Origin of the sequence: Enterobacter sp. 61D5 (assembly GCF_034107965.1) — a bacterium.
In the GTDB taxonomy this organism is placed as follows: Bacteria; Pseudomonadota; Gammaproteobacteria; order Enterobacterales; family Enterobacteriaceae; genus Enterobacter; species Enterobacter cloacae_M.
Window position 1 is genome coordinate 361,855 of record NZ_JAWNFK010000008.1, and the last position, 25,709, is coordinate 387,563.

21 protein-coding genes and 1 other RNA gene are annotated in these 25,709 nt (G+C 56.6%); 13 read left to right on the forward strand and 9 right to left on the reverse strand.

What is annotated here, in order from left to right; translation table 11 throughout:
* Positions 1-41: 41 nt before the first annotated feature.
* From hemP to UTM25_RS10765, 3 genes are all read right to left on the reverse strand, one after another.
* Positions 42-224, reverse strand: a complete 183-nt coding sequence (hemP, locus tag UTM25_RS10755; RefSeq protein WP_032638304.1) for a hemin uptake protein HemP — start codon at positions 222-224, stop codon at positions 42-44.
* 172 nt (positions 225-396) lie between these two features.
* Positions 397-1,443 carry a 3-deoxy-7-phosphoheptulonate synthase AroH gene (gene aroH / locus UTM25_RS10760; protein WP_194401025.1) on the reverse strand — a complete coding sequence of 349 codons (1,047 nt, stop codon included), beginning with the start codon at positions 1,441-1,443 and terminating at the stop codon, positions 397-399.
* A 152-nt stretch (positions 1,444-1,595) separates the two neighbouring features.
* Entirely contained in the window at positions 1,596-2,429 is an 834-nt protein-coding gene (locus UTM25_RS10765) for a pyruvate, water dikinase regulatory protein (RefSeq protein ID WP_023311315.1), read from the reverse strand.
* A 335-nt stretch (positions 2,430-2,764) separates the two neighbouring features.
* Between UTM25_RS10765 and ppsA the strand changes: the two genes are divergently transcribed.
* From ppsA to UTM25_RS10780, 3 genes are all read left to right on the forward strand, one after another.
* A complete protein-coding gene (gene ppsA, locus UTM25_RS10770; protein WP_194401023.1) occupies positions 2,765-5,143 on the forward strand; it encodes a phosphoenolpyruvate synthase in 2,379 nt (792 codons plus the stop codon).
* 233 nt (positions 5,144-5,376) lie between these two features.
* Entirely contained in the window at positions 5,377-6,777 is a 1,401-nt protein-coding gene (locus UTM25_RS10775) for an MFS transporter (protein ID WP_194401021.1), read from the forward strand.
* Positions 6,778-6,780: 3 nt separating this feature from the next.
* Positions 6,781-9,156, forward strand: a complete 2,376-nt coding sequence (locus UTM25_RS10780; RefSeq protein WP_320714742.1) for a glycoside hydrolase family 3 N-terminal domain-containing protein — start codon at positions 6,781-6,783, stop codon at positions 9,154-9,156.
* 5 nt (positions 9,157-9,161) lie between these two features.
* Here the strand turns inward: UTM25_RS10780 and rprA are convergent.
* Both rprA and ydiK read right to left on the reverse strand, forming a co-directional pair.
* Positions 9,162-9,269, reverse strand: an RNA gene (gene rprA, locus UTM25_RS10785) — antisense sRNA RprA.
* Between the two features lie 209 nt (positions 9,270-9,478).
* Positions 9,479-10,594 carry an AI-2E family transporter YdiK gene (gene ydiK / locus UTM25_RS10790; protein ID WP_320714744.1) on the reverse strand — a complete coding sequence of 372 codons (1,116 nt, stop codon included), beginning with the start codon at positions 10,592-10,594 and terminating at the stop codon, positions 9,479-9,481.
* A gap of 199 nt (positions 10,595-10,793) precedes the next feature.
* Between ydiK and UTM25_RS10795 the strand changes: the two genes are divergently transcribed.
* The 3 genes from UTM25_RS10795 to UTM25_RS10805 all read left to right on the forward strand — a co-directional run bounded on the left by UTM25_RS10795 (position 10,794) and on the right by UTM25_RS10805 (position 14,537).
* Positions 10,794-13,850: an FAD-binding and (Fe-S)-binding domain-containing protein gene (locus tag UTM25_RS10795; RefSeq protein WP_194401017.1), complete on the forward strand. Its 3,057-nt coding sequence runs from the start codon at positions 10,794-10,796 to the stop codon at positions 13,848-13,850.
* Entirely contained in the window at positions 13,847-14,257 is a 411-nt protein-coding gene (gene menI, locus UTM25_RS10800; protein ID WP_194401016.1) for a 1,4-dihydroxy-2-naphthoyl-CoA hydrolase, read from the forward strand. Before UTM25_RS10795 ends, menI begins: the two co-directional genes overlap by 4 nt.
* Before the next feature lie 85 nt (positions 14,258-14,342).
* The gene (locus UTM25_RS10805) at positions 14,343-14,537 is read left to right on the forward strand and encodes a YdiH family protein (protein ID WP_003857766.1); all 195 of its coding nucleotides are present in this window, start codon (positions 14,343-14,345) and stop codon (positions 14,535-14,537) included.
* Between the two features lie 88 nt (positions 14,538-14,625).
* On the opposite strand, the gene fdhF is transcribed toward UTM25_RS10805, so the two are convergent.
* The 4 genes from fdhF to ycgZ form a co-directional block, all read right to left on the reverse strand.
* Complete coding sequence (gene fdhF, locus UTM25_RS10810; protein WP_320714746.1) at positions 14,626-16,776, reverse strand: formate dehydrogenase subunit alpha; 2,151 nt, start codon at positions 16,774-16,776, stop codon at positions 14,626-14,628.
* A gap of 191 nt (positions 16,777-16,967) precedes the next feature.
* A complete protein-coding gene (locus UTM25_RS10815; protein ID WP_023311323.1) occupies positions 16,968-17,246 on the reverse strand; it encodes a biofilm/acid-resistance regulator YmgB/AriR in 279 nt (92 codons plus the stop codon).
* A gap of 29 nt (positions 17,247-17,275) precedes the next feature.
* Positions 17,276-17,596, reverse strand: coding sequence for a hypothetical protein (locus UTM25_RS10820; RefSeq protein ID WP_194401014.1), 321 nt, complete (start codon positions 17,594-17,596; stop codon positions 17,276-17,278).
* A 4-nt stretch (positions 17,597-17,600) separates the two neighbouring features.
* Positions 17,601-17,840 (reverse strand): regulatory protein YcgZ, encoded by a 240-nt coding sequence (gene ycgZ, locus UTM25_RS10825; RefSeq protein WP_023335405.1) that lies wholly within the window; start codon positions 17,838-17,840, stop codon positions 17,601-17,603.
* A gap of 337 nt (positions 17,841-18,177) precedes the next feature.
* Here ycgZ and UTM25_RS10830 point away from each other — a divergent pair, with 337 nt between their 5' ends.
* From UTM25_RS10830 to sufS, 7 genes are all read left to right on the forward strand, one after another.
* Complete coding sequence (locus UTM25_RS10830; protein ID WP_194401012.1) at positions 18,178-19,398, forward strand: diguanylate phosphodiesterase; 1,221 nt, start codon at positions 18,178-18,180, stop codon at positions 19,396-19,398.
* Positions 19,399-19,586: 188 nt separating this feature from the next.
* Positions 19,587-20,315: a MerR family transcriptional regulator gene (locus tag UTM25_RS10835; protein ID WP_033145300.1), complete on the forward strand. Its 729-nt coding sequence runs from the start codon at positions 19,587-19,589 to the stop codon at positions 20,313-20,315.
* A gap of 307 nt (positions 20,316-20,622) precedes the next feature.
* A complete protein-coding gene (sufA, locus tag UTM25_RS10840) occupies positions 20,623-20,991 on the forward strand; it encodes a Fe-S cluster assembly scaffold SufA (protein ID WP_095907726.1) in 369 nt (122 codons plus the stop codon).
* Positions 20,992-20,999: 8 nt separating this feature from the next.
* Positions 21,000-22,490 carry a Fe-S cluster assembly protein SufB gene (gene sufB / locus UTM25_RS10845; protein WP_194401011.1) on the forward strand — a complete coding sequence of 497 codons (1,491 nt, stop codon included), beginning with the start codon at positions 21,000-21,002 and terminating at the stop codon, positions 22,488-22,490.
* 9 nt (positions 22,491-22,499) lie between these two features.
* Positions 22,500-23,246 (forward strand): Fe-S cluster assembly ATPase SufC, encoded by a 747-nt coding sequence (gene sufC / locus UTM25_RS10850; RefSeq protein ID WP_194401009.1) that lies wholly within the window; start codon positions 22,500-22,502, stop codon positions 23,244-23,246.
* On the forward strand, positions 23,221-24,492 hold the full coding sequence (sufD, locus tag UTM25_RS10855; RefSeq protein WP_194401007.1) for a Fe-S cluster assembly protein SufD: 1,272 nt from the start codon (positions 23,221-23,223) through the stop codon (positions 24,490-24,492). The genes sufC and sufD overlap by 26 nt, the downstream gene beginning before the upstream one ends.
* Positions 24,489-25,709, forward strand: coding sequence for a cysteine desulfurase SufS (sufS, locus tag UTM25_RS10860; RefSeq protein WP_023311330.1), 1,221 nt, complete (start codon positions 24,489-24,491; stop codon positions 25,707-25,709). Before sufD ends, sufS begins: the two co-directional genes overlap by 4 nt.

Sequence of the window (25,709 nt, forward strand, 5' to 3'; positions counted from 1 at the left end):
CTGGGTATCACCTGGGTGGCTGGCGTATTTTTAGGTGTTGTTTATTTTGTGAGGATCAGTTTTCCGGCATGGGTCTGACGCAGAAGATAGCGCTGTCCGTCATGCTCGATAATGACCCGTCCCTCATCGCCGAGGAGGGTTTTGCTGTCAATGCGACGCTCGGCGGGGGCTGGCGCTGTGTGTGTTTTTGCTGGCGTTGCCGCGCTGTTATCCGTACGTGACATAATGTTTATAAATAACAATCAATGTAACAATGATAATCATTATCAATAAACTGCAAATTGACGGCAAGCGTTTTTGTGAAAAAAGGATGAGGGGATCAAATTTGGGGGTGAGGTGTGGTCTGATGCCCTCACCCCAACCCACTCCCACAGGGAGAGGGAGAAGGGCTGAATTTCAGAAGCGCGTATCGACCGCAGACGCCAGCTTATCCAACAGCAGTTCGCTGTCTTCCCAGCTCAGGCACGGGTCGGTGATCGACTGGCCGTAAACCATCTGCTGTCCGGCAACGATTTTCTGCGTGCCTTCTTTGATAAAGCTCTCAGCCATAATCCCTGCAACGGCGGTCGAGCCGCTGCGGATCTGCTGACAAATCTCATCGCAGACGTCCAGCTGGCGGCGATGCTGCTTCTGGCAGTTGCCGTGGCTGAAATCCACCACCAGATGTTCCGGCAGGTCGAACTCGGCCAGCGTTTCACAGGCCGCCGCAATATCTTGGGCATGGTAATTGGGCTTCTTTCCGCCTCGCATAATGATATGCCCGTAAGGGTTACCGCTGGTCTGGTAGATGGTCATATGACCGCTCTTATCCGGCGACAGGAACATGTGGCTGGCACGGGCAGCGCGGATGGCATCAACCGCGATACGAGTGTTGCCATCGGTCCCGTTTTTAAAGCCGACCGGGCAGGAGAGGGCTGAGGCCATCTCACGGTGGATCTGGCTTTCGGTAGTGCGCGCGCCAATCGCGCCCCAACTGATCAGATCGGCGATAAACTGCCCGGTCACCATATCGAGAAACTCGGTCGCCGTCGGAACGCCCAGCTCGTTGACCTGTAAAAGCAGCTTCCGCGCCAGCTCGATACCGTGGTTAACGCGATAGCTGCCGTTGAGGTCAGGATCGGAAATCAGGCCTTTCCAGCCCACCACGGTGCGCGGTTTTTCAAAGTAGGTGCGCATCACGATCTCAAGGCGATGCTGGTGCTTATCCCGCAGTCCCTGAAGTCGTTTTGCATAATCCACCGCGGCATCCAGATCGTGGATGGAGCAAGGCCCAATCACCACCAGAAGACGTTTGTCTTCACCGTTCAGGATTTTTTCAATGCGGCGGCGGGAGGCCGTCACATGTTCCGCGACGGCGGCGGAAACGGGATGCCGCTGTGCCAGTTCAGCCGGCGTGACCAGGCTGTCAATGCGCGCAGTGCGGAGTTCATCGGTTTTATTCATGGAATGTCTCAGAAAATTTTTGCTTCATCGGCAGACTACCGGGAAGTGATGGGCATCACCTTAAACCAATCCCTGCTGATTTCAAGTTCGGGGCGACACCGCCCCGTCGTTGCAGATGATGATACCTGAATCTGAGCTAATGTACTAGCATATTAGTACATGCGGCGATTAAGCCCCATGATGTCGAGAATTTTGGTGGCAATTTCTTCAACCGAATAGTTGGTGCTGTTCAGCCACGGGATCTGGTTTTTGCGGTACAGCGCTTCCACTTCCGAGACCTCCATCCGGCACTGGCGCATGGAGGCGTAGCGGCTGTTCTCGCGGCGCTCTTCGCGGATGGCCGCAAGGCGTTCCGGGTTGATCGTCAGGCCGAACAGCTTGTGCTGCAGCGGCTTAAGGGCGGCGGGCAGCACCAGGTTATCCATGTCGTCGGCGATAAACGGGTAGTTTGCGGCGCGAATGCCAAACTGCATCGCCAGATAAAGGCTGGTCGGGGTTTTACCGCAGCGCGACACGCCAAGCAGGATCACCTGCGCCTGGTCGAGATTTCGCAGCGAAATACCGTCGTCGTGGGCCAGGGTGTAGTCGATAGCGGCGATACGCGCGTCGTACTTGGTCAGGTTGCCGGGGTTCAGCCCGTGGGTACGGTGGGCAATAGGGGTCGGGTCGAGCTTAAGCTCGCTCTGCAGAGGAGCCACCAGCGCCTGCACGATATCCTGACAGAAGCCTTCACTTTGCAGAATGATGGAACGAATCTCCGGGATCACGATAGAGTAGAACACCAGCGGGCGGACGCCGGTCTGCTGGTAGATGGCGTCAATCTGGTCCTTCACCGCTTTGGCGCGGCTTTCGTTTTCAACAAACGGCAGCGTGATGCTGTTAATCGAAACGGGGAACTGCGACATCACCGCGTGGCCCAGGACCTCGGCGGTGATCGCCGTACCATCAGAAATATAAAAAACGTGGCGATCGACAGCACTATCCATTTTACTCACCCTGAATATCAGACCTAATTGTCTGAAAGCATAAATTAAAAAAGTAAATTACACAGCAAAGAACTTATCCTAATTATAAATGAAACGACGTTTTTGATTTTCTTGAAAAGTGGATTTCATTTTTCAAATAGCGACTTTATTTTTGGGGTTTCTGGCTGAATATAGAGGAATCATCGGGTTAATCGTTGATGGGAAAGTATCCGAAAAGTTGAAATTTTAAATTGCTTACACGATTCACCGTTTTTTTAGCGGAAATAAATATGCCAGTATAAATACGTAGTCAGGTGTTACTTACTCCGATCAAATATCACAAAAGGATTGTTTCGATGTCCAACAATGGCTCGTCACCGCTGGTGCTTTGGTATAACCAACTCGGCATGAATGATGTAGACAGAGTTGGGGGCAAAAATGCCTCCCTGGGTGAAATGATTACAAATCTGTCAGGTATGGGTGTCTCCGTACCGAACGGGTTTGCCACCACCGCCGATGCCTTTAACCTGTTTTTAGACCAGAGCGGTGTTAACCAGCGCATTTACGACCTGCTGGATAAAACGGATATTGATGACGTTACCGAGCTTGCCAAAGCCGGGGCGCAGATCCGCCAGTGGATCATCGATACACCTTTCCAGCCGGAACTGGAAAAAGCCATTCACGACGCGTACAACCAGCTCTCTGCTGACGATGCGCAGGCCTCCTTTGCCGTACGTTCCTCTGCGACCGCAGAAGATATGCCGGACGCCTCGTTTGCCGGACAGCAGGAAACCTTCCTGAACGTCCAGGGTTACGATGCGGTGCTGGTGGCGGTGAAGCACGTGTTTGCTTCCCTGTTCAACGACCGCGCCATCTCCTATCGTGTGCACCAGGGATACGACCATCGCGGCGTGGCGCTCTCCGCTGGCGTGCAGCGCATGGTGCGCTCGGACGTGGGCTCATCCGGCGTGATGTTCTCCATTGATACCGAATCCGGCTTCGACCAGGTGGTGTTTATCACCTCCGCGTGGGGTCTGGGTGAGATGGTTGTGCAGGGCGCGGTAAACCCTGACGAATTCTACGTCCACAAGCCTACGCTGGCCGCTGGCCGTCCGGCGGTGGTGCGCCGCACCATGGGCTCGAAAAAAATCCGCATGATCTATGCCCCGACCCAGGAGCATGGCAAGCAGGTTAAAATTGAAGATGTACCGCAGGAGCAGCGCGACCGCTTCTCCCTGACCGACGCCGAAGTGCAGGAACTGGCGAAGCAGGCGGTGCAGATCGAAAAACACTACGGCCGTCCGATGGACATCGAATGGGCGAAAGACGGTAACACCGGCAAGCTGTTTATCGTCCAGGCGCGTCCGGAAACCGTCCGCTCGCGCGGTCAGGTGATGGAGCGTTATACGCTGCACGCGCAGGGTAAAATCGTGGCGGAAGGCCGCGCCATCGGTCACCGCATCGGTGCCGGTCCGGTCAAAGTGATCCACGACATCAGCGAGATGAACCGTATTGAGCCAGGCGACGTGCTGGTGACCGACATGACCGACCCGGACTGGGAACCGATCATGAAGAAAGCGGCGGCTATCGTCACCAACCGCGGCGGTCGTACCTGCCACGCGGCGATCATTGCCCGCGAGCTGGGTATTCCTGCGGTTGTCGGCTGCGGTGACGCCACCGAGCGCATGAAGGACGGGCAGAACGTGACCGTCTCCTGTGCCGAAGGCGATACCGGCTACGTCTACGCCGATATCCTCGACTTCAGCGTGAAGAGCTCAAGCGTGGATACCATGCCGGACCTGCCGCTGAAGATCATGATGAACGTCGGCAACCCGGACCGCGCGTTTGACTTCGCCTGCCTGCCTAACGAAGGCGTTGGCCTGGCGCGTCTGGAATTTATCATCAACCGTATGATCGGCGTTCACCCGCGCGCGCTGCTGGAGTTTGAAGACCAGGATCCGAAGCTGCAGAACGAAATCCGCGAGATGATGAAAGGCTACGACTCGCCGAAAGAGTTCTACGTCGGTCGTCTGACCGAAGGGATCGCGACGCTGGGCGCTGCCTTCTATCCAAAACGCGTGATCGTGCGTCTGTCAGACTTTAAGTCTAACGAATACGCCAACCTGGTCGGCGGCGAGCGCTACGAGCCGGAAGAAGAGAACCCGATGCTGGGCTTCCGCGGGGCCGGACGCTACGTGTCCGACAGCTTCCGCGACTGCTTCGCGCTGGAGTGTGAAGCGGTGAAACGCGTGCGCAACGACATGGGGCTGACCAACGTCGAAATCATGATCCCGTTCGTGCGTACCGTGGATCAGGCGAAAGCCGTTGTGGACGAGCTGGCGCGTCAGGGTCTGAAGCGCGGCGAGAACGGGCTGAAGATCATCATGATGTGCGAAATCCCGTCCAACGCCCTGCTGGCGGAGCAATTCCTCGAGCACTTCGACGGCTTTTCTATCGGCTCGAACGACATGACGCAGCTGACGCTGGGTCTGGACCGCGACTCCGGCGTGGTCTCCGAGCTGTTCGACGAGCGCAACGAGGCGGTAAAAGCGCTGCTCTCCATGTCCATCCGCGCGGCGAAGAAGCAGGGTAAATACGTCGGGATCTGCGGTCAGGGTCCATCCGACCATGAAGACTTTGCCGCATGGCTGATGGAAGAGGGGATCGATAGCCTGTCCCTGAACCCGGACACCGTGGTGCAAACCTGGCTGAGCCTGGCGGAACTGAACAAGTAACGTCACGCTGACCCGAAAAGGCGAGGATATTATTCCTCGCCTTTTTTATTTCATTTCTTATTTGCTCCCCATCACAAATAAAGTAAAAAACCAAATATCATAATTTGTCTGTCAATTTAGACAATTGTTAGCGCGCAAACCGTTGCTAATACTTGAGCCTTACTGCGCATTTCCCTTAAGAAGATGCGCAACTGGTTGAAATACGTTTTAACCTGATAAAAAGGCAAATAACAATGACACTCTCCTCTGTATTGCGTACCAAAGATAAAATAGGTTATGGCTTAGGTGATATGGCCAGCGCGCTGGTCTGGCAAACGGCAACGTTATTTCTCGCTTATTTTTATACAGATGTTTTTGGGCTACCCGCCGCGATTATGGGCACCATGTTTTTAGTGGTGCGCGTGGTCGATGCGTTTGTCGATCCGTGCATTGGCGCCCTGGTTGACCGCACCCGGACGCGTCACGGACGTTTTCGTCCCTGGCTGCTGTGGTTTGCTATCCCGTTTGGCGTGAGCTGCCTCATTACCTTCTATGTGCCGGACGTTGGGCCGACGGCAAAAATCATTTACGCCTGCATAACCTACGCCATCTTAAGCCTGATTTACTCCGCGATTAACGTGCCTTACTGCGCCATGCCCGGTGCGCTGACGCTGGATCCGCGCGAGCGCCACTCTCTGCAGTCGTGGCGCTTTGGCCTGTCGTTTATCGGCGGGCTGATCGTGACGGTTATTGCCCTGCCGCTGGTCTCACTGTTAGGCCAGGGCAACGTGCAGAAAGGCTATTTCTATGCCATGAGCCTGATGGGGCTGCTGGGCATTGTGCTGTTCTTCTGCTGTTTCCTGATGACCCGCGAGCGTTATTCTCCGCGCAATGATACCTCCGGCTCCATGCTCACCGATTTAAAACTGCTGGCCGGGAACAGCCAGTGGCGTATTGTGTTCCTGTTTAATATTTTGCTGTTAACGGCGGTGGTGACGCGCGGTTCCGCCACCATGTATTACGTGAACTATGTGCTGCTGCGTCCGGATCTGGTTTTTGCCTTTATTGTTTCCGGCATGGTGGCCTCCTTAAGCGGCGCATTATTATCTGAACGACTGCTGGGGAAATTTGACCGCGTACGCGCCTACCAGTGGACGATTATCTCCTTCGTTATCTTCGGCGCGCTGATTTTCTTCCTGCCTCCTTCACAGATGTGGCTAATCTTTGGCCTTAACATCGTCTTTAGCTTTATTCAAAACCTTACCACGCCGCTGCAGTGGACCATGTTCTCCGATGTGGTCGACTACGAAGAGCACCGCAGCGGCCGTCGTCTGGACGGGCTGGTTTTCTCCACCGCGCTGTTTGCCATCAAGTTTGGCCTGGCGCTGGGCGGGGCGGTCGTCGGCTGGGTGCTTGGCATGGTGGATTACGCCCCGGGCCAGGCAACCCAGGCGCCAGGCGTTCTCTCGACCATCAACGCGCTTTTCACCCTTATCCCGTGCGCGCTGTTCCTCTGCATGGTCGCGCTGCTTGCCATCTACAAGCTCAACAGCCGGCTGGTGGATTCCATCGCCCGGGAGCTGGCCAGCAAGCGTGAAGTCAGACCCGAAGCGGGGCAGCTCAGCCCGGCAACCCCTTCCGCACTACAGGAGTAAAACATGACGACTATCTATAAGGACGCGGGACGTCCCGTACACGAGCGCGTCGCCGATTTACTGGCGCGCATGACCCCGGAAGAGAAGTTCGCCCAGATGCACGCGTACTGGCTGATCCTCGATGAAAACGGTAACCACCGCGAGCGCAGCGATCTGAGTGACGAATTCGCCGGCGTGAGCGAGCAGGCTGCGCTTAGCGAACGGCTTAAGCTGGGCGTCGGGCAGATCACGCGGCCGCTGGGCACCCACATCGTTGACGCGAAAACCGGCGTGCGCGCCGCGAATCGCCTGCAGCGCATGATGATGGAAGAGACGCGGCTCGGCATTCCGGCGCTGTTTCATGAAGAGTGTCTGGTGGGGCTGCTGTGCAAAGACGCCACCCTGTTCCCGTCGTCATTGAACTACGGTTCGACCTGGGATCCGGAGCTGGTGCAGCGGGCGGCAGAGCAGATCGGCAAAGAGGCACGCTCCGTCGGCTGCCAGCAGGGGCTTGCGCCGGTGCTGGACGTGTCCCGCGACGTGCGCTGGGGGCGAACCGAAGAGACCTTCGGGGAAGATCCCTGGCTGGTGGGCGTGATGGCGACCGCCTACGTGAAGGGTTTACAGGGCGATAAGCGCGACCTGCTGGCAACCCTGAAACATTACGTGGGGCACTCGTTCAGCGAGGGGGCGCGCAACCATGCGCCGGTCCACCTGGGGTTCAGCGAGCTGAACGACACCTTGCTGCTGCCGTTTGAAATGGCGGTCAAGCTGGCAAACGCCGGTTCGGTTATGCCCGCGTACCACGATATTGATAACCAGCCGGGGCACAGCGACAGCTTCCTGCTGACCACCGTCCTGCGCGAGCAGTGGGGGTTCGACGGGATTATTGTGGCGGACTACGGCGGCGTCAGCCTGCTGCACCAGCACCACGGGATTTCCCACGACGCGGCCGAATCTGCCGCGCTGGCGTTCAACGCCGGGCTGGACGTTGAGCTGCCGAAAGATGACTGCGCGCGGCATCTGGCGGAAGCGGTAGAGCGCGGGCTGATCTCTATGGCGAAGGTCGATGAGATCGTGGCGCGTACGCTGACGGAAAAATTCCGCCTTGGCCTGTTTGAAAAGCCGTACGCGGATGAAAACGGTATCAATCTGCAAAACGATATGACCCGCCAGGCCGCGCGGGAGGTGGCGACGAAATCGATCACGCTGCTGGAAAACAACGGCATTTTACCGCTCGGTGGCAAACCCCGCGTGGCGGTAGTGGGGCCGACGGCAGACGATCCGCTGGCGTTACTCAGCGGCTACAGCTTCCCGGTGCATTTGATCATCAGCGATATGGTGGAAGAGACCTCGCAGGTCACGACCCCGCGCGCGGCGCTGGAGCAGTATCTCGGTGCATCGAACGTCCGCTATGCCAAAGGGTGCTACATCATCGAAAAACGGATGGCGGGCGCGCCGGTCTTCCCGGGCGACAGCGGCGGCAAACCGATGCAGCAGTCGCCCGTATCGCAAAGTACCGCCACGATCCCCGAGGCCGTGAACGCCGCGCAGGAGAGTGACGTGGTGGTGGCCTGCGTGGGCGATCTCGCCGGGCTGTTCCAGAGCGGTACCGTGGGGGAAGGTTCCGATACCGATTCCCTGAACCTGCCGGGCGTGCAGCAACAGCTGCTGGAAGAGCTGGTCGCCACCGGTAAACCGGTGATTGTCGTGATGACCGGGGGGCGTCCATACAACCTGCAGGGTCTGGAAGATAAGGTCGCGGCGCTGATGATGGCCTGGGCGCCAGGGCAGGAAGGGGGCTGGGCGATTGCGGACGTGTTAACCGGGCGTGCGGAGCCGCAGGGTCGTCTGGTGGTGAGCGTGCCGAAAAGCGCCGGGGCGATGCCGTATTACTACAATCACAAGCTCAAAAGCGGCGGTACGCCGTTTGCGTTCCATTTCGGCTCACGGTATCCGTTTGGCTTCGGCCTCGGCTGGACGACGTTTAGCTGGGGCGCTGTCCGCGTCGCCGAAAGCAGCGTGCCGGTCGACGGTGAGGTGAGGCTGAGCGTGGATATCACCAATACCGGAGAGCGCAGCGGCAGCGAGGTGGTGCAGGTTTACGTCAGGGATAAGGTCGCCACGCAGGTGCGGCCGCTTCAGGAGCTGAAGGCCTTCCAGCGCGTCACGCTCTCGCCGGGAGAAACCGCCACGCTCACCTTTACGCTGCCGGTTGAGATGTTCAACTTCACCCGTCGCGACGGAAAACGCATCGTTGAGCCGGGCGAGTTTGAGCTGCAGGTTGGCGCATCGTCGGCGGATATCCGCGAGACGGTAACGGTCAATGCGACAGGGGAAACGCGGGTGCTGCCGGCTGAATGGCGGATGCTCAGTGCCTGTGAGGTTCAACGCGCCTAGTCAGGATAAAAAAAAGCCCATCGTGGGAGATGGGCAAAGACTACACACAGCAATTCGTTGTTTCACTCAGGGGATTTCCATGCTTATAAATCAAGGTGTTGATTTATAACCGTGTGCTAATAGTAGGCATTGTGTTATTTAGCGTCGATCGGATTCGTCTCAATAGTTTAAGAGACGTAAAGATTTCTTGAGGTTATTTGAAGACATACTGCTGAAAAGGCGGGTCTGACCAGTGGGTAATGAATAAATACTTTAGCGGTGTTTAAGTATCATGCGGGAGAGTGTAGGCCGGGTGAGCATTAACGCCACCCGGCAGCATACCTTAATGCGTGTTCTTCTCTTCCAGCTCTTCCAGTTCGCTCAAAATCACGTCCGGGTCAGTTCCCGGCGGCGGAATTTCATGCACCCAGGCAGAGAACAGACGCCAGGTGACGGCGAGCAGCACTGGGCCAATAAACAGGCCAATCATGCCAAAGGCAATCAATCCGCCAATGACCCCGGAGAGGATCAGGATCAGCGGCAGGTCTGCGCCCATGCGGATGAGGATCGGACGAATCACGTTATCCATGGTGCCGACCACGCAGCTCCAGACCAGCAGCACCGTTCCCCACGTGGTATCGCCCGTCCAGTAGAGCCAGATAATGCTGGGTACCAGCACCAGCAGCGGTCCCAGCTGTGCAAGACAGGTCATCAGCATGACAACGGTGAACACCGTAGCGTACGGTACGCCGGAAATCGCCAGACCGATACCGCCCAGCACCGCCTGCACCAGCGCGGTGACCACCACGCCCAGCGCAACCGCGCGCACGGCCTGCGCGGCCAACAGCACCGCTGCGTCACCGCGTTTGCCCGCCAGGCGGGTGGCAAAGTGACGAACGCCTAAAGCCACCTGCTCACCGCGCCAGTAGAGCAGGGCGCTGAAGAGCAGCATCAGGGTACAGTGCATCATAAAGCGACCGATATGCGCCGCCTGACCGACAAACCAGGTGGTGGTGGTGCCAATATACGGGCGGACTTTTGCCATCAGCGAGCTGCCGCCCATCTCCAGCAGGCTATGCCAGCCGCTGTAGAGTTTGGCGCCCACCACCGGAATGCTGTTCAGCCAGGCGAGATCCGGCAGCGTCAGGTCACCGCTGCTAATGGCTCGAATAACCGGGCCACTGGAATCCACCAGGCTATTCACCAGCAGGGCAATCGGAATAATAAACAGCAGGAACAGCAGGAGCGTCATGACCAGCACGGCGAGCCCGCGGCGGCCAAACAGCAGCTTCTGCAAGCGCAGCAGCAAAGGCCACGTGGCAACGACAACTGTCGCAGCCCACGCAAAGCCGAGAATAAAGGGTTGAACAATCCACAGACACGCAATAATCATGAGGGCCAGAAACAGCACCGACAGCAAAATTTGCGCAACATCCCTGGGCTGGCGAAGATTGACCATAAATGAAACTTTCCTTAAAAGAACGCCAGTACGACTGGCGGGAACGGAAAACCGCGTCTCTTTAATCATTAATGATCTCAGCGGTTTTTAACAGGCGAATTCTGCCTGTAATTCAGCAGAGATTATAAGAAAAAAATGTGATAAAACTTTTAAGATACACGCAAACGATTTCATACAACTCTAATTAGGGTCGACAGTCATGATCCCACAGATTTCTCAGGCACCTGGCGTCGTTCAGCTGGTGCTTAATTTTTTGCAGGCACTGGAGCAACAGGGTTTTACAGGTGATACCGCCACGAACTATGCCGACAGGCTGACGATGGCGACCGATAACAGTATCTACCAGCTTCTTCCCGATGCCGTGGTTTTCCCTCGTTCAACGGCCGACGTGGCGCTGATTGCCCGGCTGGCCATGCAGGAGCGGTTTGCCTCGCTGGTCTTTACGCCGCGCGGTGGCGGCACCGGAACCAACGGTCAGGCGCTGAACCAGGGCATCATCGTTGATATGTCGCGCTATATGAATCGCATCATTGAGATCAACCCGGAAGAGGGGTGGGTGCGGGTCGAAGCGGGCGTCATCAAAGATCAGCTTAATCAGTATCTCAAGCCGTACGGCTACTTTTTTGCCCCTGAGCTTTCCACCAGCAACCGCGCGACCCTTGGTGGGATGATTAACACGGATGCCTCCGGGCAGGGCTCGCTGGTCTACGGTAAAACCTCCGATCACGTGCTGGGCGTGCGTGCGGTGCTGCTGGGCGGCGATATTCTCGATACCCAGCCGATGCCGGTTGAACTGGCGGAAACGCTGGGCAAAGACAACACCGCCAGCGGTCGTATCTATCGCACCGTGCTGGAACGCTGTCGCGACAACCGCCAGCTTATTCTCGATAAATTCCCCAAACTGAACCGCTTCCTCACCGGGTACGATCTGCGTCACGTCTTCAACGATGACCTGACCCAGTTTGATTTAACCCGCGTGCTGACCGGCTCCGAAGGAACGCTGGCGTTTATTACCGAAGCGCGGCTGGATATCACCCGGTTGCCGAAAGTGCGCCGTCTGGTGAACGTCAAATATGACTCCTTCGACTCCGCGCTGCGCAATGCGCCGTTTATGGTGCAAGCGCAGGCGCTGTCGGTGGAAACCGTCGACTCAAAAGTGCTCAATCTTGCCCGGGAAGATATTGTCTGGCACTCCGTGAGTGACCTCATTACCGACGTGCCGGACAAAGAGATGCTCGGTCTCAATATTGTGGAATTTGCCGGCGATGATGCGGAGCTGATTGAGCGTCAGGTCACCACGCTCTGCCAGCGGCTGGACGAGCTGATTGCGCAGGGTGAAGGCGGCGTGATCGGCTGGCAGCTCTGTAACGATCTGGCCGGCATCGAGCGTATCTATGCGATGCGTAAAAAAGCCGTGGGCCTGCTCGGCAATGCGAAAGGGGCGGCGAAGCCCATTCCCTTTGCCGAAGATACCTGCGTGCCGCCCGAGCATCTGGCGGATTATATCGTGGAGTTCCGCGCCCTGCTGGACAGCCACGGCCTGAGCTACGGCATGTTCGGCCACGTCGACGCCGGGGTACTCCACGTGCGTCCGGCGCTGGACATGTGCGACCCGCAGCAGGAGATCCTGATGAAGCAGATCTCCGACGACGTGGTGGCCTTAACCGCCAAATACGGCGGCTTGCTGTGGGGAGAGCACGGGAAAGGGTTCCGCGCGGAGTACAGTCCGGCATTCTTCGGCGAACAGCTTTACGCGGAGTTGCGTAAGGTGAAAGCGGCGTTCGACCCGCATAACCGCCTTAACCCGGGTAAAATCTGCCCGCCTGAGGGTGTTGATGCCCCGATGCTGCAGGTGGATGCCGTCAAGCGCGGCACGCACGACAGGCAGATCCCGATTGCGGTGCGCTCGTCCTGGCGCGGCGCGATGGAGTGCAACGGCAACGGCCTGTGCTTTAACTTTGATGTGAAAAGCCCGATGTGCCCGTCGATGAAAATCACCAGCAACCGTATCCACTCGCCAAAAGGGCGGGCGACGCTGGTGCGCGAGTGGCTGCGTCTGCTGGCCGACCGCGGTGTGGATCCGCTCAAGCTGGAGCAGGAGCTGCCGGAAAAACGGGCCAGCCTGCGCTCGCTGATTGAGCGCACCCGCAACAGCTGGCATGCCAACAAGGGCGAGTATGATTTCTCCCATGAGGTGAAAGAGGCGATGTCCGGCTGTCTGGCCTGTAAAGCCTGCTCCACCCAGTGCCCGATTAAAATCGACGTGCCGGAATTCCGCTCGCGTTTCCTGCAGCTTTACCACACCCGATACCTCCGCCCGGTGCGCGACCATCTGGTGGCGACGGTGGAAAGCTACGCGCCGCTGATGGCGCGTGCGCCAAAGACCTTCAATTTCTTTATCAACCAGCCACTGGTGCGCAAGCTCTCCGAAAAACACATCGGCATGGTCGATCTGCCACTGCTGTCGGTCCCGTCTCTGCAGCGCCAGCTCGTCAGTCACCGTTCGGCGAACATGACCCTCGAACAGCTGGAGGCGCTCACTCCGGAGCAAAAAGGCAATATGGTGCTGGTGGTACAGGATCCGTTCACCAGCTATTACGATGCGCAGGTCGTGGCCGATTTCGTCCGTCTGGCGGAGAAGGTGGGCTACCAGCCGGTTGTGCTGCCGTTCTCTCCCAACGGCAAGGCGCAGCACATTAAAGGTTTCCTGAACCGTTTTGCGAAGACCGCGCAGAAAACGTCTGACTTCTTAAACCGCGTGGCGCAGCTCGGGATACCGATGGTCGGCGTCGATCCGGCGCTGGTGCTTTGCTATCGCGATGAATACAAGCAGACGCTGGGCGATAAGCGCGGTGATTTCAACGTCATGCTGGTGCACGAGTGGCTTCCGGTGGCGCTGGCAGATAAGGCCGTTCAGGATGTCAGCGGTGAACCGTGGTATCTGTTCGGCCACTGCACGGAAGTGACCGCGCTGCCGGGTGCCCCCGCGCAGTGGGCGTCCGTTTTTGCCCGCTTCGGTGCGAAGCTTGAGAGCGTCAACGTAGGCTGCTGCGGGATGGCCGGAACCTACGGACACGAAGTGAAAAACCACGCCAACTCGCTCGGCATCTATGAGCTGTCCTGGCATCAGGCGATGCAGCGTTTGCCGCGAAACCGCTGTCTGGCGACGGGCTACTCCTGCCGCAGCCAGGTAAAACGGGTAGAAGGTAACGGTGTGCGTCACCCATTGCAGGCTTTACTGGAGATAATTGGATGATCTGGAAACGTGCCGTGACGCTGCAGGCGCTGAACGCCATGGGCGAGGGGAATATGGTGGGGCTGCTGGATATCCAGTTTATCCGCATTGGCGACGATGAAATTGAGGCCACCATGCCGGTCGATAGTCGCACCCACCAGCCGTTTGGTTTATTGCACGGCGGGGCCTCCGTCGTGCTGGCCGAAACGCTGGGCTCGGTGGCGGGCTATCTCTGTACCGAAGGGGAGCAGAAGGTTGTTGGACTTGAGGTGAATGCTAACCACATTCGCTCGGTGCGCAGCGGGCGCGTGCGCGGTGTTTGCCGCGCGCTGCACGCCGGAAGCCGCCATCAGGTGTGGCAGATAGATATTCTCGATGAGCACGATCGCCTGTGCTGCTCGTCGCGGCTGACCACGGCGGTTGTGTAAAGTTTTCAGATGTTTTGCCTTTGGTCAAAAACTAGCCAGTCCGTTGTGATATACTGGTCAGGTTTTGTACATAAGTGAGGACATCATGGATACTGAAATAACCCCAACACAGCTGGCAATTGAATATTTACGTCGCGATAAGAGCAACCTGTCTCCGGCGCAATACCTGAAGAAGCTGAAACAGCTTGAGCTGGAATTTACAGATTTGCTGGCGCTCTCTTCAAACGAGCTGAAAGAAGAGATCTACTTTGCCTGGCGGTTGGGCGTTCACGTCCATTGAGTACATGAGAATAAAAGGGCCGCGAGTGCGGCCTTTTTTGTGCCTGAAATTCAGTATCGGGCGGCGGTGACGCCACCCGATGTTTTCCTCAGACATTCACCGCGTTAATCAGCCGCGACTTCATGGACTGATACGCCGACGCCGCAAAATCCTCCGCCCAGCGCTGGTCCTCAATCGCCTCCAGCTGCACCGCGCAGTACTTCGTTTCCGGAGTTTTGGATATGGGATCGAGGTTATCCTGGGTCAGCTCGTTGCAGGCGCCAATCCACCACTGATAGGTCATATAGACCGCCCCGGCGTTGATACGCTCGCTAATGCTGGCGCGGGTTATCACTTTGCCGCGGCGTGAACGTACCCAGACCAGCTGTCCGTCCGTAATGCCCAGTCTGTCAGCATCGGAAGGGTGCATTTGCACCCGGCCCGGCTCGTCGGCCAGGCTTTGCAGCGCGGCGCAGTTCCCGGTCATGGAGCGACAGGAGTAATGCCCCACCTCGCGTACCGTACACAGCACCAGCGGATAGTCGTCATCAGGCGTTTCCGCCGGCGCGCGCCACGGCGCGGCAAAGAGCTGCCCCTTACCGGTTGGGGTATCGAACTGATTGTCTTTGTACAGGTACGGCGTTCCCGGATGATCCAGCGTCGGGCACGGCCACTGTACGTGACCCATCTCGCCCATTTTTTCATAGGTCACGCCGTAGAAGAGCGGGCACAGCTCGCGCATCTCATCCCAGATCTGCTGGTTAGAGTCATAATGCATCGGGTAGCCCATCTCGGTGGCGAGCAGGCTGATGATCTCCCAGTCGCGCTTCACGTTGCCGCTGGCATCAATGGCTTTACCAAAACGCTGGAACCCGCGATCGGCACAGGTAAAGACGCCGCCGTGTTCACCCCAGGAGGTGGCCGGGAGCAGAACGTCCGCCACTTCTGCCGTTTTGGTCATAAAGATGTCCTGAACCACGACGAAGTCGAGCGCCTCAAAACCGCTGCGAACGAGACCGAGATCGGCTTCGGTCTGAAGCGGGTCTTCCCCCATGATGTAGTAGGCCTTGACCTTGCCTTCCAGCGCCAGATGGGGCACCTCGGTAATGCGCGTCCCGACCCGAGCATCCATATTATTGACGTCAATTCCCCAGGCATCGGCAAACTTCTGCCTGACCGCCGGATCGGTCACATCCTGATAGCCCGGGAACATATTCGGCAGAACGCCCATATCGCAGGCGCCCTGAACGTTGTTTTGTCCGCGAACCGGCCCGACGCCGACGGCAGGGCGCCCGAGGTTGCCGGTCAGCAGCGCCAGGCTGGAAAGCCCTTTGACCACATCCACGGCCTGACCAAACTGGGTCACGCCCATCCCCCACATCACGGTGGCGGAAGGGGCCGCCGCGAAGGTGCGCATCGCCTGGCGAACGTCGCGGGCGGGAATGCCGGTAAGATGCTCAACCTTCTCCGGCGCATAGTCTTTCACCGTCTGGCGATAGGCCTCAAGCCCCTCGGTAAAGCGCGCCACGTAGCTTTTGTCGTAGAGCTCCTCTTCCAGCAGCACGTAGCCAAAGGCGTTTACCAGCGCCATGTTGCTGCCGTTTTTCAGCTGTAGATGCTGGTCGGCGATGCGCGCCGTTTCAATGCGCCGCGGATCGCAGACGATAATTTTTGCGCCGTTTTCCCGCGCTTTCAGCACGCGTCGGGCGACGATAGGGTGGGAGTCCGCGCAGTTATAGCCAAACACCAGCAGGCATTTTGAGTTTTCAATATCGTTGATTGAGTTGCTCATCGCGCCGTTGCCGAGCGTTTCCTGTAAACCGGCCACGGAAGGGCCGTGACAAACGCGCGCGCAGCAGTCCACGTTGTTGGTGTTCAGCACCGCGCGGGCAAATTTTTGCATCACATAGTTTGTTTCATTGCCGGTTCCGCGAGAGGATCCGGTGGTCATGATCGACCGCGGCCCGTGCTGCGCTTTAATGCTGCTGAGCCTGTGGGCGGTGTAGCGGATAGCCTCTTCCCAGGTAACGGGAGTGAATGCCTCGCCTTTGCGGTAGCGGATCATCGGCTGGGTCAGGCGCGGGGTGAGGAGACGGGTATCGTTGAGGAAGTCCCAGCCGTAAAAGCCTTTCAGACACAGGGTGCCCTGGTTTGTGACGCCCTCTGCGGCTTCGGCACGGATGATACGGTTATTTTCAACGACAAGGTTTAATTTACAGCCTGCACCGCAGTACGGGCAGACGCTGGCGATCTTTTTCATCAATAACAGACCTGTTAAGAAATGAAGCAAAGTTGACTGGAAAACCCAGTCCCGTAAGCGGAGGTTAGCAGGAACCGTGCCAGGTTGGCTTTGCTGGTTTTACAGGGTGTTAAGCGGGGAAAGCGCGTGTCATCGTCAGAACATTCGTCAGTTTTGACGATGACACGAAAGCAGGATGAGTGGCGGTGAAATTACAGGTCGTCCATCGTATAACCCACCACGATTTCCAGGGTCTTACGAATAACATCCGCCTGGACAACATCGTGGGTCGCTTCCAGCGTCTGAATGAGCCAGAGGATTATCGCTTTGTTGGACAGATGGCCTTCGGAAGCCAGAACACAGCGTACTGCAGTAGAAAAAACAGCGGACTCTTCAGCAAAACGATCGCCTGCGTGACGGAAATATTCCGACAGCGCACTGTCTAAAAAAGCAGAGTGGTATTCGGGTTGAAGCTGAATATTTTGTCTCATTTGTTCTCACCGTAGCTGTTAAATTGCAGTCAATGTATTTTTTTTGGGTCGGACGGTTTTCCACTTCCAAATAACGGCACTACATTGTCTCTGTTATCGTTGAGAGGTCCCTCTCTTTTCGTTCGTCCTTGCGCGGTTCTGCGACGTGTAAAGGCGATGCTGTTTGAGCCGATCTCGGCAATCACCGCCGCAAGTGTCTCCCGCCGCCGGGGATCCTTTTCATGTTCTTTCATTACCCGCAGACGCTGCAGCAATCCTTCGGTTGTCACTGGCCCCCGCTCTTTCAGAAGAGAGAGAACGGCTTCACCGATAAGCTGGTCGATCAGTCGATCTGCGTCACTGCTATTCATCACGTTATCGTTCGAAGAGCAGACCAAGCAGCATGTGGTAATGCTCTTCCTCTTCCGGCCCTTCGGCCTTTTCGAGGCGGCTGAGAAGTTTGGTACAGAGCGATTTGCGATTCAGATTCCGCCCGTCGCTGAGAATTTCTACCACTACCTGGCCCAGCGTCTCCTGCTGGGTAGGAAGCGCGGCTTTTTCGAAGTACTGTGCGATCGCTGCTGCGGAATCTGTGGCGTAACCTTTCTGCTGCATGTTTCGCTCCTGTAAAATTTTGTAATCACTAACGTTACAATTAAGGTATACATAATTTCTAAATCTGTACACTTAAAATGTACAGATTTTTAATATTTTTATGATATATTTTATAAATTGCTTTATTTTCATTTAGTTATAATCTTTTCGTAAACCGGTAATGTTACAGGATATATTGTACAAAAAGGTCTGGCGCTGGTAAGTTGTACAGCTCAGGAAAAAGTGTCATTAAATGCCGTAAATGGTTGAGATGTAAATTATTTGTCAGGCAATTAATATGCTATAAGAGATCTTTATCCACCTCTTTTGTGGCCAAAACCCTAACCCCAGGAATCGCATGCTAACAACCATCATTTACCGCAGTCATATCTGCGAAGACGTTCCAGTGAAGGCGCTGGAAGCAATGGTCGCTGCTGCAAATAGTAAAAACCGGCAATCCAACGTCACGGGGATCCTGCTGTTTAACGGCACACATTTTTTTCAACTGCTTGAAGGGCCAGTGGAACACGTTTCTGCCATCTATGAGCAGATCTGCAGCGACCCGCGCCACCATAACGTGGTGGAGCTGATGTGCGACCACGGGCCTGTCCGACGTTTTGGCAACGTAGGCATGGAGCTGTTTGATTTACGCCAGTTCGACAGGGATGAGGTGCTGCAGCAGGTGCTCAACAAAGGAACGACGCGTTACCAGCTGACCTATAACGACCGCCCGCTGCAGTTTTTCCGCACCTTTGTCGAGGCCACGGAAAAAGCGAACTATTTTGAACTGCCGCCTGCGGATTCCTGGGAATTCGTTCGCGAAGAAACGCCCCTGTCCGCACAGCCTGAGGTGGTCGCGAAGGGGGCAGATTGCAGCTTTGCGTTTCAGCCGATAGTCGATCCGTTTATGCAGCAGGTCGTCTCCTGGGAGGCGCTTCTTCGCACCCCTGACGGTGACCCACCGGGGGTCTATTTCGCTAACCGCCCGCGTGACGAAGTATATGCCTCTGATTTACACAGCAAGCAGGTGGCGCTTTCCATGGCCAGCGCGCTGGGGTTACAGGACCAGACGCTATCCCTTAACCTGCTGCCCATGACGCTGGTTAACATTCCCAACGCCGTAGATTTCCTGCTCACCGCGATTGAAGCAAACGGTTTTGTACCCGAACAAATCGTGGTGGAGTTCACCGAGAGTGAAGCTATTTCCCGTTTTGATGAATTCACGGATTCGGTCAGGCAGCTCAAAAGTGCGGGCCTCAGCGTGACGATCGATCATTTCGGTGCCGGTTTTGCCGGGCTGCAGCTGCTGGCCCGCTTCCAGCCTGACAGAATTAAGATTAATCGCGATCTGGTCGCGGACGTGCATAAAAGTGGCCCCCGGCAGGCCATTATTCAGGCGATTATCAAATGTTGCTCCTCCCTTGAGATCCAGTTCTGCGCGGTGGGAGTAGAGAAGGCTGAAGAGTGGATGTGGCTGGAGTCCGCGGGGATTTCCCAGTTCCAGGGGCATCTTTTTGCCAGCCCGCGACACGGCGGTATTCCCGCGATTGCGTGGCCGGAGAAAAAGTTCGACTTCTGATAAAGCTGTACACAATCCGGAAGACTTAACTGTACGAACGGATAATTTTATACAACAATGTATTAACAGGTGGATTGAAAAGAAGCCCGTTCACTCGTTCTAAATGCGGTCTTAGTTATACAAATGGTGTGTACAATCTGATAAGGTTGGTGTAGTTAGGTATGGAAGTTCTGAGCGTGAGGGAGTTAATGGCCTATTACAGTATCGGCGAAGTGGCCGAACGATGCGGTATCAACCCCGTTACGCTGCGTGCCTGGCAGCGCCGTTATGGATTGTTGAAGCCGCAGCGAAGCGAAGGAGGTCATCGTCAGTTTGACGATGAAGATATCCTGCGTATTGAAGAGATCAAGCGCCTGATGAAAAGCGGCGTCTCGGTCGGAAAAGTCAAAGCCTTGCTGGAAAACAAAGAAGTGTTGACTCAGGGTAACTGGGTCTCGTTCCAGGAAGAGATGATGACCGTTCTGCGTTACGCCAGCCCGGCAAAGCTGCGCGCCAAAATGGGCGAATTCCGCCGCGATCACGCGATAGATGCGCTGATTGACAATATTATTTCTCCCGTTCGTCAGCGCATGAATCAGGATCAAAACACCGTGCGTCACATGGCGAGCCTGTTTGACGGCGTCCTGATCGAATTCGCGATTGCAAGCCTGGCGGAGTCCCGCAAAAAAGCCGGTAAAGACGCACTCCTGATTGGCTGGGAATGCGATGACCGCACCCACCTGTGGCTGGAAGCCGCGCGCTTATCGCAGAAGGGCTGGCACATTGACGTCCTGGCGGAACCTATTGATTCGCCGCGTCCTGAACTGTTCCCTGGGCAAAAAATCTTCGTCTGGACGGGGAAATCCCCAACGCCTCGCCAGCAGGAACAGCTCGACCACTGGCGTGAACAGGGGTTTGCTGTATCATTTCATCACTGATCGTCAGAGGCCCAGAGGGCCTTTTTTTGTCATTTTCTGAGCAAAAGCTATCTTAAAAATAGGCATTTCCGATGCATATTTTACTTTTCTCTTCCCTGTCATAAATGCCGCGATGAAATGCATTATTAATCAATGCATTGAACAAAAACATCCATCCTGACTGCATCCTCTCACAGGGTCTATGCTTAATAAAAGTAGGCAAAAAGGGCGGTTTAGCCGAATGCCCCTGCTGACAGAGGGTTGAAGTGATAATCGTTATCACTAACATGGTGTTATGCCCTGATGGCTTATCAGATGAGGTGGACCTATGGAACTGCATTCAGAAACCTTTAATCCTGCCGATTTTGCCTGGCGCGGTTTAACGCTCACGCCAGCGGCGGCGGCACACATACACGAACTGGTGGCGAAAAAGCCCGAGATCCTCGGCGTACGTTTAGGTGTCAAACAGACCGGCTGCGCGGGCTTCGGTTACGTGCTCGACACCGTCACCAAACCCGAGAAAGATGACCTGGTGTTCGAGACTGACGGCGCGAAACTGTACGTCGCGCTGCAGGCCATGCCGTTTATTGACGGTACCGAAGTGGACTACGTCCGCGAAGGCTTAAACCAGTTATTCAAATTTCATAACCCGAAAGCCCAGAACGAATGCGGCTGCGGCGAAAGCTTTGGGGTATAGGCGGTACTATGTCTCGTAATACTGAAGCAACGAGTGATGTAAATACCTGGAGCGGTGGGCACCTCAACTATAAAGAGGGGTTCTTCACCCAGCTGCAGACCGATGAGCTGGCGAAAGGCATTAACGAAGATGTCGTGCGGGCGATCTCGGCGAAACGCAACGAGCCGGAGTGGATGCTGGAGTTTCGCCTGAGCGCCTTCCGCGCCTGGCTGGAGATGGAAGAGCCGCACTGGCTGAAAGCGCATTACGACAAGCTGAACTATCAGGATTACAGCTACTACTCCGCGCCCTCCTGCGGAAGCTGTGACGATACTTGCGCTTCCCAGCCGGGGGCCGTGCAGCAAACCGGTGCCGAGAACAGCTTCCTCAGCAAAGAGGTGGAAGAAGCCTTTAACCAGCTGGGCGTGCCCGTTCGCGAAGGGAAAGAGGTGGCGGTAGACGCCATTTTCGACTCCGTCTCGGTGGCGACCACCTACCGTGAGAAGCTTGCAGAGCAGGGGATCATTTTCTGCTCCTTCGGCGAAGCGATTCACGATCATCAGGAACTGGTGAAAAAATACATTGGGACCGTGGTGCCCTCTAACGACAACTTCTTTGCGGCGCTCAACGCGGCGGTAGCCTCTGACGGCACCTTTATCTACGTGCCGAAAGGCGTGCGCTGTCCGATGGAGCTTTCCACCTATTTCCGCATCAATGCCGAAAAAACCGGCCAGTTCGAACGCACGATTCTGGTCGCGGATGAAGGCAGCTACGTCAGCTATATCGAAGGGTGCTCCGCCCCGGTTCGCGACAGCTACCAGCTGCACGCGGCGGTGGTGGAGGTCATCATCCACAAAGATGCCGAGGTGAAATATTCCACGGTGCAAAACTGGTTCCCGGGCGACGGCAATACCGGCGGTATCCTGAACTTTGTCACCAAGCGCGCGCTGTGCGAAGGCGAAAACAGCAAGATGTCGTGGACCCAGTCAGAAACCGGCTCCGCCATCACCTGGAAATACCCGAGCTGCATTCTGCGCGGGGATAACTCCATCGGCGAGTTTTACTCGGTGGCGCTGACCAGCGGCCATCAGCAGGCCGATACCGGCACCAAGATGATCCACATTGGTAAAAACACCAAATCGACCATCATCTCGAAAGGGATCTCTGCCGGGCATAGCCAGAACAGCTATCGCGGGCTGGTGAAAATCATGCCGACGGCCACCAATGCGCGAAACTTTACCCAGTGTGACTCGATGCTGATTGGCGCAGACTGCGGGGCGCATACCTTCCCGTACGTTGAGTGCCGTAATAATACGGCCCAGCTTGAGCACGAGGCGACGACGTCGCGGATTGGGGAAGATCAGCTCTTCTACTGCCTGCAGCGCGGGATCAGCGAAGAAGACGCCATCTCGATGATCGTTAACGGCTTCTGTAAGGACGTGTTCTCTGAACTGCCGCTGGAATTTGCCGTTGAAGCCCAGAAACTCCTCGCCATTAGTCTTGAACACAGCGTCGGTTAAGGAAAGCACATGTTAAGCATTAAAGATTTACAGGTCAGCGTAGAAGACAAAGCCATCCTGCGTGGCCTCAATTTTGACGTTAAGCCGGGTGAAGTTCACGCCATCATGGGGCCGAACGGTTCCGGGAAAAGTACGCTTTCTGCGACGCTGGCGGGCCGCGAAGATTATGAGGTAACCCGCGGCTCGGTCGAGTTTAACGGCAAAGATCTGCTGGAGATGTCGCCGGAAGACCGCGCGGGAGAGGGCATCTTCATGGCCTTCCAGTACCCGGTCGAAATTCCGGGCGTCAGCAACCAGTTCTTCCTGCAGACGGCGCTGAATGCGGTGCGCAAGTATCGCGGCCTGGAGGCGCTGGACCGCTTTGACTTCCAGGACCTGATGGAAGAGAAAATTAAGCTGCTGAAAATGCCGGAAGATCTGCTGACCCGTTCGGTGAACGTTGGCTTTTCCGGCGGCGAGAAAAAACGTAACGACATTCTGCAGATGGCGGTGCTGGAGCCCGAGCTGTGCATTCTGGATGAGACTGACTCCGGTCTGGATATCGACGCCCTGAAGATTGTCGCTGACGGGGTGAACTCCCTGCGCGACGGCAAGCGTTCGTTCATTATCGTCACCCACTACCAGCGCATTCTGGACTACATCAAGCCGGATTACGTTCACGTACTTTATCAGGGGCGTATTGTGAAATCCGGTGATTTCACGCTGGTTAAACAACTGGAGGAGCAGGGCTATGGCTGGCTTACCGAACAGCAGTAATGCGCTCCAGCAGTGGCACAGGCTGTTTGAAGCCCAGGGCGGCACGCGCTCTGAGCAGGCGCAGCATCATCTGCAGCAGATGCTGCGTCTCGGTCTGCCGACGCGTAAGCATGAGAACTGGAAATACACTCCGCTTGATGGCCTGCTGAACGCCGAGTTCGTGACCCGTCTGGCGGATCTCACTCCGGCGCAGCGTGACGCGCTGGCCGTAAACGTGGATGCCGTGCGCCTGGTGTTTGTCGACGGTGAGTTCCGTCCGGAACTGAGCGACGCCCTTCAGGGGAGCGGATTTGAGATTGTGATAAATGACGATCGCCAGTCCCTCAGCGCCCCTGTTCAGCCTGAGGTTTTCCTGCACCTGACCGAGAGCCTGGCCCGCAGCGTAACGCACATCCGCGTGAAGCGTAACCAGCGTCCGGCAAAACCGCTGCTGCTGATGCACATCACCCAGGGGCTGGACGGCGACGAAATCAACACCGCGCACTATCGTCACCATCTGGAGCTGGCGGAGGGGGCGGAGGCCACGGTGATTGAACATTATGTCAGCCTCAACGAGACGCGCCACTTTACCGGATCGCGTCTGACGATGAACGTTGCTGCCAACGCCCAGCTTCACCACGTCAAGCTGGCGTTTGAAAATGCGCAGAGCCACCACTTTGCCCATAACGATATTGTGCTGGGTCAGGATGCCGCAGCGTACAGCCATAGCTTCCTGCTCGGCGGGTCGGTGCTGCGCCACAACACCAGCACGCAGCTTAACGGTGAAAACACCACGCTGCGCATCAACAGTCTGGCGATGCCGGTTAAATCAGAGGTGTGCGACACGCGCACCTGGCTGGAGCACAACAAGGGCTACTGCAACAGTCGCCAGCTGCATAAAACTATCGTGAGTGATAAAGGGCGCGCGGTATTTAACGGACTGATTAACGTGGCGCAGCACGCCATTAAAACCGACGGACAGATGACCAACAACAATCTGCTGTTAAGTCGCCTGGCGGAAGTGGACACCAAACCGCAGCTGGAGATCTACGCCGACGACGTGAAGTGCAGCCACGGAGCGACGGTCGGGCGCATCGACGACGAGCAGATGTTCTACCTGCGTTCCCGCGGTATCGACCAGCAGGCAGCGCAGAAAATGATTATCTATGCGTTTGCCGCCGAACTGACGGAAGCGCTGAATGATGGTCAGTTGAAACAGCAGGTGCTGGCGCGTATCGGTCAGCGTCTGCCTGGAGGCGAAGCATGAGTTTTCCCGTCGAGAAAGTACGGGCAGATTTTCCGGTTCTGACCCGTGAAGTGAACGGTCTTCCTCTGGCTTATCTGGACAGCGCGGCCAGCGCGCAGAAGCCGAACCCGGTCGTGGATGCGGAAGCCGAGTTTTATCGCCACGGCTACGCCGCCGTGCATCGCGGTATTCATACCCTGAGCGCCGAGGCGACCCAGCGTATGGAAAACGTGCGCACGCAAATTGCCGCCTTCCTCAATGCAAAATCGCCTGAGGAGCTGGTCTTCGTGCGCGGAACCACCGAAGGGATCAACCTTGTCGCTAACAGCTGGGGCAACGCGCAGGTCCACGCGGGGGATAACATTATCATCACCCAGATGGAGCACCACGCCAATATCGTGCCGTGGCAGATGCTCTGCGAGCGCGTTGGCGCGCAATTGCGGGTCATTCCGCTCAACGTTGACGGGACGCTGCAGCTCGAGCAGCTCGACGCATTGCTTGATGACCGCACGCGGCTGGTGGCTGTCACCCAGGTCTCTAACGTGCTCGGGACGGAAAATCCGGTGGCAGAGATTGTCGAAAAAGCCCACCAGGCCGGCGCGAAGGTGCTGATTGACGGCGCTCAGGCGGTGATGCACCACGCGGTTGACGTTCAGGCGCTGGACTGCGATTTCTACGTCTTCTCAGGCCACAAGCTCTATGGGCCAACCGGGATCGGCGTGCTCTACGTGAAGGAAGACATCCTGCAGGCGATGCCGCCGTGGGAAGGGGGCGGCTCGATGATCGCCACCGTCAGCCTAACGGAAGGCACCACCTACGCGCGCGCGCCGTGGCGTTTTGAGGCGGGTACGCCCAACACCGGCGGGATTATCGGGCTGGGGGCGGCGGTTTCCTACGTCTCCGCAATCGGCCTTGATAGCATTCAGGAGTACGAACAGCTGCTGATGCACTATGCGCTTGCCGAGCTTGCCAGCGTGCCGGATCTGACCCTCTACGGGCCTGCCGACCGGCAAGGGGTGATTGCGTTCAATCTCGGGAAACATCACGCCTATGATGTGGGCAGTTTCCTCGATAACTACGGCGTGGCGGTCCGTACCGGGCACCACTGCGCCATGCCGCTGATGGCGTTTTACCAGGTGCCGGCAATGTGCCGCGCGTCGCTGGTGATGTACAACACAACGGAAGAGGTCGACAGGCTGGTGGCGGGGCTTAAGCGTATTCACCAGCTGCTGGGCTAA